General features: G+C 55.1%; 8 protein-coding genes. 5 read left to right on the top strand and 3 right to left on the bottom strand.

Going from position 1 to position 6095, the window contains the following annotated elements:
- Positions 1–144: 144 nt before the first annotated feature.
- Positions 145–1008 (top strand): alpha/beta fold hydrolase, encoded by an 864-nt coding sequence (locus tag AC0JZ8_RS03320; RefSeq protein WP_471891759.1) that lies wholly within the window; start codon positions 145–147, stop codon positions 1006–1008.
- Between the two features lie 263 nt (positions 1009–1271).
- On the opposite strand, the gene AC0JZ8_RS03315 is transcribed toward AC0JZ8_RS03320, so the two are convergent.
- The gene (locus tag AC0JZ8_RS03315; RefSeq protein ID WP_471891781.1) at positions 1272–1463 is read right to left on the bottom strand and encodes a CsbD family protein; all 192 of its coding nucleotides are present in this window, start codon (positions 1461–1463) and stop codon (positions 1272–1274) included.
- A 505-nt stretch (positions 1464–1968) separates the two neighbouring features.
- Between AC0JZ8_RS03315 and AC0JZ8_RS03310 the strand changes: the two genes are divergently transcribed.
- The 3 genes from AC0JZ8_RS03310 (at position 1969) to AC0JZ8_RS03300 (ending at position 3457) form a co-directional block, all read left to right on the top strand.
- Positions 1969–2130 (top strand): hypothetical protein, encoded by a 162-nt coding sequence (locus tag AC0JZ8_RS03310; protein ID WP_471891758.1) that lies wholly within the window; start codon positions 1969–1971, stop codon positions 2128–2130.
- A 5-nt stretch (positions 2131–2135) separates the two neighbouring features.
- Positions 2136–2306 carry a BA14K family protein gene (locus tag AC0JZ8_RS03305; protein WP_471891757.1) on the top strand — a complete coding sequence of 57 codons (171 nt, stop codon included), beginning with the start codon at positions 2136–2138 and terminating at the stop codon, positions 2304–2306.
- A 494-nt stretch (positions 2307–2800) separates the two neighbouring features.
- Positions 2801–3457 (top strand): hypothetical protein, encoded by a 657-nt coding sequence (locus tag AC0JZ8_RS03300; RefSeq protein WP_471891756.1) that lies wholly within the window; start codon positions 2801–2803, stop codon positions 3455–3457.
- A gap of 343 nt (positions 3458–3800) precedes the next feature.
- Here the strand turns inward: AC0JZ8_RS03300 and AC0JZ8_RS03295 are convergent, their stop codons facing one another.
- Together AC0JZ8_RS03295 and AC0JZ8_RS03290 are read right to left on the bottom strand one after the other, a co-directional pair.
- On the bottom strand, positions 3801–4526 hold the full coding sequence (locus AC0JZ8_RS03295) for an SDR family NAD(P)-dependent oxidoreductase (RefSeq protein ID WP_471891755.1): 726 nt from the start codon (positions 4524–4526) through the stop codon (positions 3801–3803).
- A gap of 95 nt (positions 4527–4621) precedes the next feature.
- On the bottom strand, positions 4622–5164 hold the full coding sequence (locus tag AC0JZ8_RS03290) for a 2,4'-dihydroxyacetophenone dioxygenase family protein (protein WP_471891754.1): 543 nt from the start codon (positions 5162–5164) through the stop codon (positions 4622–4624).
- Between the two features lie 206 nt (positions 5165–5370).
- Between AC0JZ8_RS03290 and AC0JZ8_RS03285 the strand changes: the two genes are divergently transcribed.
- Positions 5371–6087, top strand: a complete 717-nt coding sequence (locus AC0JZ8_RS03285) for a FadR/GntR family transcriptional regulator (protein WP_471891753.1) — start codon at positions 5371–5373, stop codon at positions 6085–6087.
- Positions 6088–6095 lie beyond the last annotated feature (8 nt).

Here is a 6095-nt window from a genome sequence, read left to right as displayed (position 1 = left end):
AGCTTATGTCCTCGTGTAAGCCTGCTGGGATCCTCTAAACTCGACGAAGTCCGCAAGTGGTCTCAACCCGCATTCGGGAAGGGAATATCCAGTAGTAGCTCTTACCCCGCAACGACATAGATCAGACCGATTAAAGGGTTAACGATGGCGGAGTTTTTTGAGGGTTTCACTGAAAGGCTTGTGACGACATCACAAGGCGATATTCGTGTCCGGTTTGGCGGGTCGGGCTTTCCCATCCTTCTTCTACATGGACACCCGAGGACGCACACCACCTGGTTCAAGGTTGCTCCTCAACTTGCGCGGAATTTTACCGTTGTCTGTGCCGATATGCCAGGTTTTGGAGGGAGCTATCAGCCTGAAACCGTCGCGGCTAGCTCGGGAAAGGCAAAGGCCGCGGCACTACATGAATGTATGTTGGAGCTCGAATATGACAGGTTTGGTGTCGCGGGTCATGACCGTGGGTCGTATCGCGCCTTTCGACTGGCGATGGACTTCCCTGAAAGCGTAGCGGGGTTAGTCGTCATGGATGGCATTCCAATCTATGAGGTTTTGAACCGTGCGGATTGGCGGTTTGCAAAGAACTGGTGGCATTGGTTCTTCTTTGCGCAAAGCGAGAAAGCCGAAGCAGCGATCGAAGCGCATCCTGACCTTTGGTATCCTCCCGAAGCAGCTGTTGGTCAGGAGAACAACCGGGACTACCTCTCCGCTACGCGAAGCTCGAAAGTCGTGCGCGGCATGCTGGCGGATTATCGAGCAGGGCTCGAGTTCGATTATGACGACGACAAACGCGACAAGGGAGCCGGCCGGCGACTGCAGTGTCCATTAGGTGTGCTTTGGTCTGTCCACGACGACATGGAGAGCCTCTACGGCGACCCGGCAGATCCTTGGGAGGAATGGAGTGACAAGATTGTCATGAAACAGGGGATATTAAGCGGGCACCACATGGCCGAAGAAGCTCCTGATGACGTTGCAAGACACATCGAAGGGTTCTTTACGGGTCTAAGATAACCGTTCGATCACGTGTCTGCCACAAAGTTTTTGGCGCGAACCGATGAGGCAAATTCAATCGTAGTGATCGAGCTGCTTTGGGAGCCAAAGCGGACAACATAACCTGCGAGATGCAACATTCGTTGCAATATATAGCGATCGCGTCACTCTCACGAGAACGGAGGGCAAGGCTCGAGCAGGTCTTTGGAGTAGAGGCAGGCGGTATAGAAACAAGAAAGCCCGCTCGAGAGCGGGCCAGTTCGTCAAAAATGTTATGAAAGCCGTTATGCCTTATCGACTACGTTTTTCACGGCGTCTTTGGCTTCGCCCTTCGCTTGCTGGGCGTCACCCTTGGCTTCCTGAGCTGCACCTTTTGCCTGCATGCTACGGTTATCGGTGGCATCGCCGACCGCTTCCTTCGCCTTACCTGTCAGCTCATTTGCTTTGCCGGAAATCTTGTCTGATGTCGAACAGATAAGATCCTCCTATATCAGCGGTAGCGCACGTCGCTCGAATTGCTACCCGGTCGCGTCGCCGGGGAAGTCCATCGTCGGTCGTTTAACGGTCCGCCTGCACAAAGAACTCGTCGCGCCGATCATCGTTCCGAATCAACTAGCCGTGAGATTGGTATGCAGCGTACTGACGAAACAGATGCCCTGCAGCGATCTTCGTGCCCGCATAGAAGAGCGCTTTTGTGCGCAGGCGTGCCAGGCCGACACTGACGAATAGCTCCTCGCGTTACTACTCGCGCAGTGCGGGTTGCCAGCAAGTGCTGCCCTTTGCACATATCGATTAACCTTCATGCCGCCTTCGTGGAACACATGTCCTCATCTATGCATTTTGATTTCTTACATGAGGAGACACCAATGCGTAAAATAACGAAAGCTTTCTCTGCCCTGTCGATCTCGGTTATGTTAACTTTGACGTCGCTAGGTTCCGTTTCGGCGATGCCGTTACCCTCAGTCACAGCTCCGAAGGTCAGTGACGTCGAGCAAGTCCAATTTCGGAATCACCGGCATCATCGACGCCATCAATTCAGGCATCATCGCGGACACCGTCACCATTACCGCCACCACCGCGGTGATCGACACTACGGTCGGCACTACCGCCGTCATCATCGCAACGACGCTGGCGCAATTATAGGTGGGTTGGCAGCTGGTGCAATAATAGGCGGTGCTCTAGCTAGCCCGTCGCGTCCAGCATATGCCGGTAATAGTCATCAGTCCTGGTGTGCGAACCGCTACCGGACCTACCGGGCCTCCGACAACACGTACGTTCCGCGTGTAGGGTATCGAGCTCATTGCGTTTCGCCTTATTGAACCTAACAAGGCATGATTGAAGGCGGCAGGATGCCGCCTTTTACAGCTTGACACTGCTCTCCACCCGGCTGCTTCAGATCTACGGCTAACTGCACGCTGCTGACTGATAGCATCATATTGCCAACTGATCATGAATCCTGTGCGCTGCCATCTCACTGTTTTCATCTGGCAAGGAGTAAAAAGGCAAGTTTTTCTGTTAAAGCACATATTCAGCGAGAAACGACCACCGGAACTGCTTAGCTTTCGTCTAGCGTAGCGCCGGAGCCGCAAGTATGAAAGCTTAATGTCAGTGCACCGGTCCGACAGGAATCTGTCGGTGTCATCGACCGTAACATTGGCGCTGCGGGCAAAGTCAAGCCTGGAGAACGTCTCCAACAGTCGCTCGCGAGCGCGTATTCCATAACCTAATAATCCATTATTGCGGCTGTGTGCAGGCCGTGTTACCGACCCCGCTTCCTGTAGGACCTGAAAAATCAAAAATTTCGAGAACCGAAATGTCTATTCGACAATCCTATGCAGTAACATCCCGTCCGTGGCATCTGCTCACAATCGCGCTCGTGGGCGCTGCTGTTCTGTTCGCTGTAGACCTCGCGAGTAACGGTTTTACTGAAGCTTTGGCAAAGGAAAGCGGTGCCCTCGAAATTTCAACTGCGCTGCTCTACGCGTACGCCACAATGGTCTGGTTGTGGACTCGCACCGGAGATACATGGCGGCGGGACTGGCAGGTTGCAGCCGTCATGCTTTTGATGATGGGACGCGAATTGGACCTCGACAAGCGACTGACCAGCGTTGGTATGCTTAAGAGTAACCTCTACCTGACGAACATAGCGCAACCCGTCGAGCGCATCTTCGGCGTCTTGGTACTTGTATTCGTGGCGACGGTCGCAATTAGGCTAATCGTTCGAAACGGCCCCGAGCTTCTCTCTGGCTTTAGACGCCGCGCCGTTTGGGCATGGAGCATCCTCGCGGCGATCGGCCTTGCCGTTGTTTCCAAGTCCATTGATGGATTGGACCGGAAGCTTGCACCGTTCGGTATTTCATTCAGCGATCACACTGTCTTCTTGCTGGGCGTGATAGAGGAGGTGTTGGAGTTCGGAATCCCAGTGATGTTCCTGGTTGCGACTATTCGCTCGATCGAAATTTCTGACTGAATGAGAGAGCAATTTAGAGCACTACGGAAGCACCGCTGCATAACACCTTTGACAGCAACGACCCCCGTTGCCAGTCTACTGACGATCCTATCTCAGGATGCTGTGATAAAGGCTCGAAGGGTAACGCCGGAAACGATCGAGGGCCACTCCTGCCCTCAGCGAATCCTTGTGTCGGAACGAGAGACCCCGCACAGCCTGACCGGTGACGTCATGGCGCTTCGCAACTTAGGTGTCGTGCATTGACACCTGGGATAGCGGCCCGCTCGATGCTGAATGTGCCGGCTGAACCGAACCGTCACGGGAAGGTGTTGACTCGCATACCTTAGGCGGTGGTGCACTCACGTCAGCTAATCAGATATCCGCCGTCTATCGGCAAGACCACGCCGGTAACGAAGGATGCTGCGGGGCTGCTCAGAAATGCAACAGCGCCTGCGATATCCTCCGGTCGGCCCCATCTTGCTAGGGGCGTTCTGTCGATAATGGGTTTCGAGCGAGCGGCATCATCCTGCAGTGCCTGGGTCAAAGGAGTTGCGATCCAGCCTGGGGCGACCGCGTTTACTCGGATCTTTTCCGCTGCATAGGCAATCGCAAGGGACTTCGTCAGCTGAGCAACTCCGCCTTTACTGGCACTATATGCAGGAACCAGACCGCCACCAAAAAAGGACAGCATCGACGCTGTGTTAACGATGCTTCCGCCGGAGGCTGCAAGTCTGGATCTTGCAGCCGTGCAGACGCGCATCGTTCCCGTCAGGTTGATCGACAATACCTTTTCGAAGACGTCGAGCTGATGCTCTTCCGCGCGTCGGATCACGCCTGCGCAGTTGACGACGATATCGATACGATCGAGGCCCTCAACCAGAGATGTGACGGCAGCTTGATCGCATACGTCCAGTTCCTGTGCTGACAGTTTTAGCTCCGGCCTGCCCTCAAACTTGTCGGCTCCTAGCCCCGCGGCAACCACGGTCGCCCCCAATTCGGCTAAATGGGTGGCAATTGCTGCGCCAATGCCCGTGGTGGCGCCGGTGACGAGGGCGACCTTTCCGGAGAAGAGATCCGTTTGGAATGTCATGGTAATTTCTCGTGCAATGAAGACAGAATGCGTCGATGAAAGGACCGGCCATCCGAGACCTTGCAGGGCCAGGAATGGACAGGCCAGAAGACTGATCAGCGAATGAACTGCTCAACATAGTCGCGTCCCAGCCCAACGGACTCGTAATGTGCTCGGCACATGTCGATCTTGGTGAAGACGTCCTCGTAGCCGTTGTTGTTACCCCACGGGTCAACGTAATACATGCAACCGTTTACTTGGAAATAAGTGATCATCTCCTCGACGCCCTCGTCGACTACCAGCGTATGGATCTCGCCCGGGGGTTCGAATGCATACGAACCTTCTGTCGCGACCCAGTCATGTTCGAGGTAGCGCCAGCTTCCCTTCAATACAAGCGCGTGAACCGGGCCTGGATGACGATGTCGGCTGAGCACGCCGGATTTGCGGACCTTAAGCAAGTTCATCCAGTAGCCGGCGGAGCGATTCAGACAAAGCGGGCGGAACCAGACGTTTTCAGACTGCGGCACCCAGATGCGATCATCTTTGGGAATTGCGTCCGGAACGACCAAGTCAGGGAGCATGCCCTCAGGTTGCGGCTTCTGATACGGCATTCGGCGGATAGCTTCCGCATCCATCTGCTCCGGGGTCAGATCTTCCATGATTTCCTCCTTGATGCTGTCGGGTCGAGTGCTTCAGTGCGACCCCGACGACAATTGATGAAGCCAAAAACGAACGAAAAGTTGAGACATGGGCGTTCGTCCGCCCCTCCCTCATTTCCGCCGATAACGAACGCTAACACGAATGAAGTTGACAATCATCAGATGAATGTGAAAAATCATCTCATAAATGGGAGGATACGTCTGATATGTCCGTAACCGCACGGATACGTCGCTCGGATAATGTTCTTGATCGGCTGGGCGCCGATATTGCCGCCGGTCGTCTCACAACCGGACAGACAATACCGACCGAGACCGAACTGATGGAGCTATACTCCGTGGGACGGTCTTCGGTGCGCGAAGCGGTCTCGACACTGGCCGGTCTCGGCATGGTCACGACAGCTCCCCGCCGTGGAACGACCGTCACCAATCGCTCGGAGTGGAATACGCTCAGCCGAGATGTGCTCCGCTGGTTAATGGACAGCAAGGTCATGACACCGGGCATTCTTGAGGCGATAGATGAGGCACGACGGGTCTTCGAGCCGGCGTCCGCCGCTCTTGTGGCGAAACGAGCGACGCGGTTGCAAATCATCGACATCGAGACTGCCTACGCACGAATGGAGGACGCAGCCCTTCGTGGCGACGCGGAGGCAGCGGTACTAGCCGACCGTGAGTTCCATCTCGCCATACTGAAGGCAACCGGCAACCCGATCCTGCAGGCGTTCGATAGTGCGATTGATAGCATCCTCGGGGTGCTGTTCGGGGTCACCGCCAACCATATGGAAAATTTTCGCGCCAATCTTAGCAATCACCTGGCGGTTCTTGAAGCCATACGGCTTCATGATCCAACGGCCGCCGAGCGCGCGATGCTCGATACGATCCAGTTCACGACGGAGAAAATGAAGGTCGCGAAGCTGATCGAATAGACCAAGGC

The organism is Velazquezella soli (assembly GCF_977018685.1).
This window is presented reverse-complemented; position numbering and strand designations above follow the sequence as displayed.

Bases quoted from the DNA above. Each gene is read 5' to 3' on its own strand.
- AC0JZ8_RS03320 (WP_471891759.1), top strand. From the start codon at position 145: ATGGCGGAGTTTTTTGAGGGTTTCACTGAAAGGCTTGTGACGACATCA.
- AC0JZ8_RS03300 (WP_471891756.1), top strand. From the start codon at position 2,801: ATGTCTATTCGACAATCCTATGCAGTAACATCCCGTCCGTGGCATCTG.
- AC0JZ8_RS03295 (WP_471891755.1), bottom strand. From the start codon at position 4,526: ATGACATTCCAAACGGATCTCTTCTCCGGAAAGGTCGCCCTCGTCACC.
- AC0JZ8_RS03290 (WP_471891754.1), bottom strand. From the start codon at position 5,164: ATGGAAGATCTGACCCCGGAGCAGATGGATGCGGAAGCTATCCGCCGA.
- AC0JZ8_RS03285 (WP_471891753.1), top strand. From the start codon at position 5,371: ATGTCCGTAACCGCACGGATACGTCGCTCGGATAATGTTCTTGATCGG.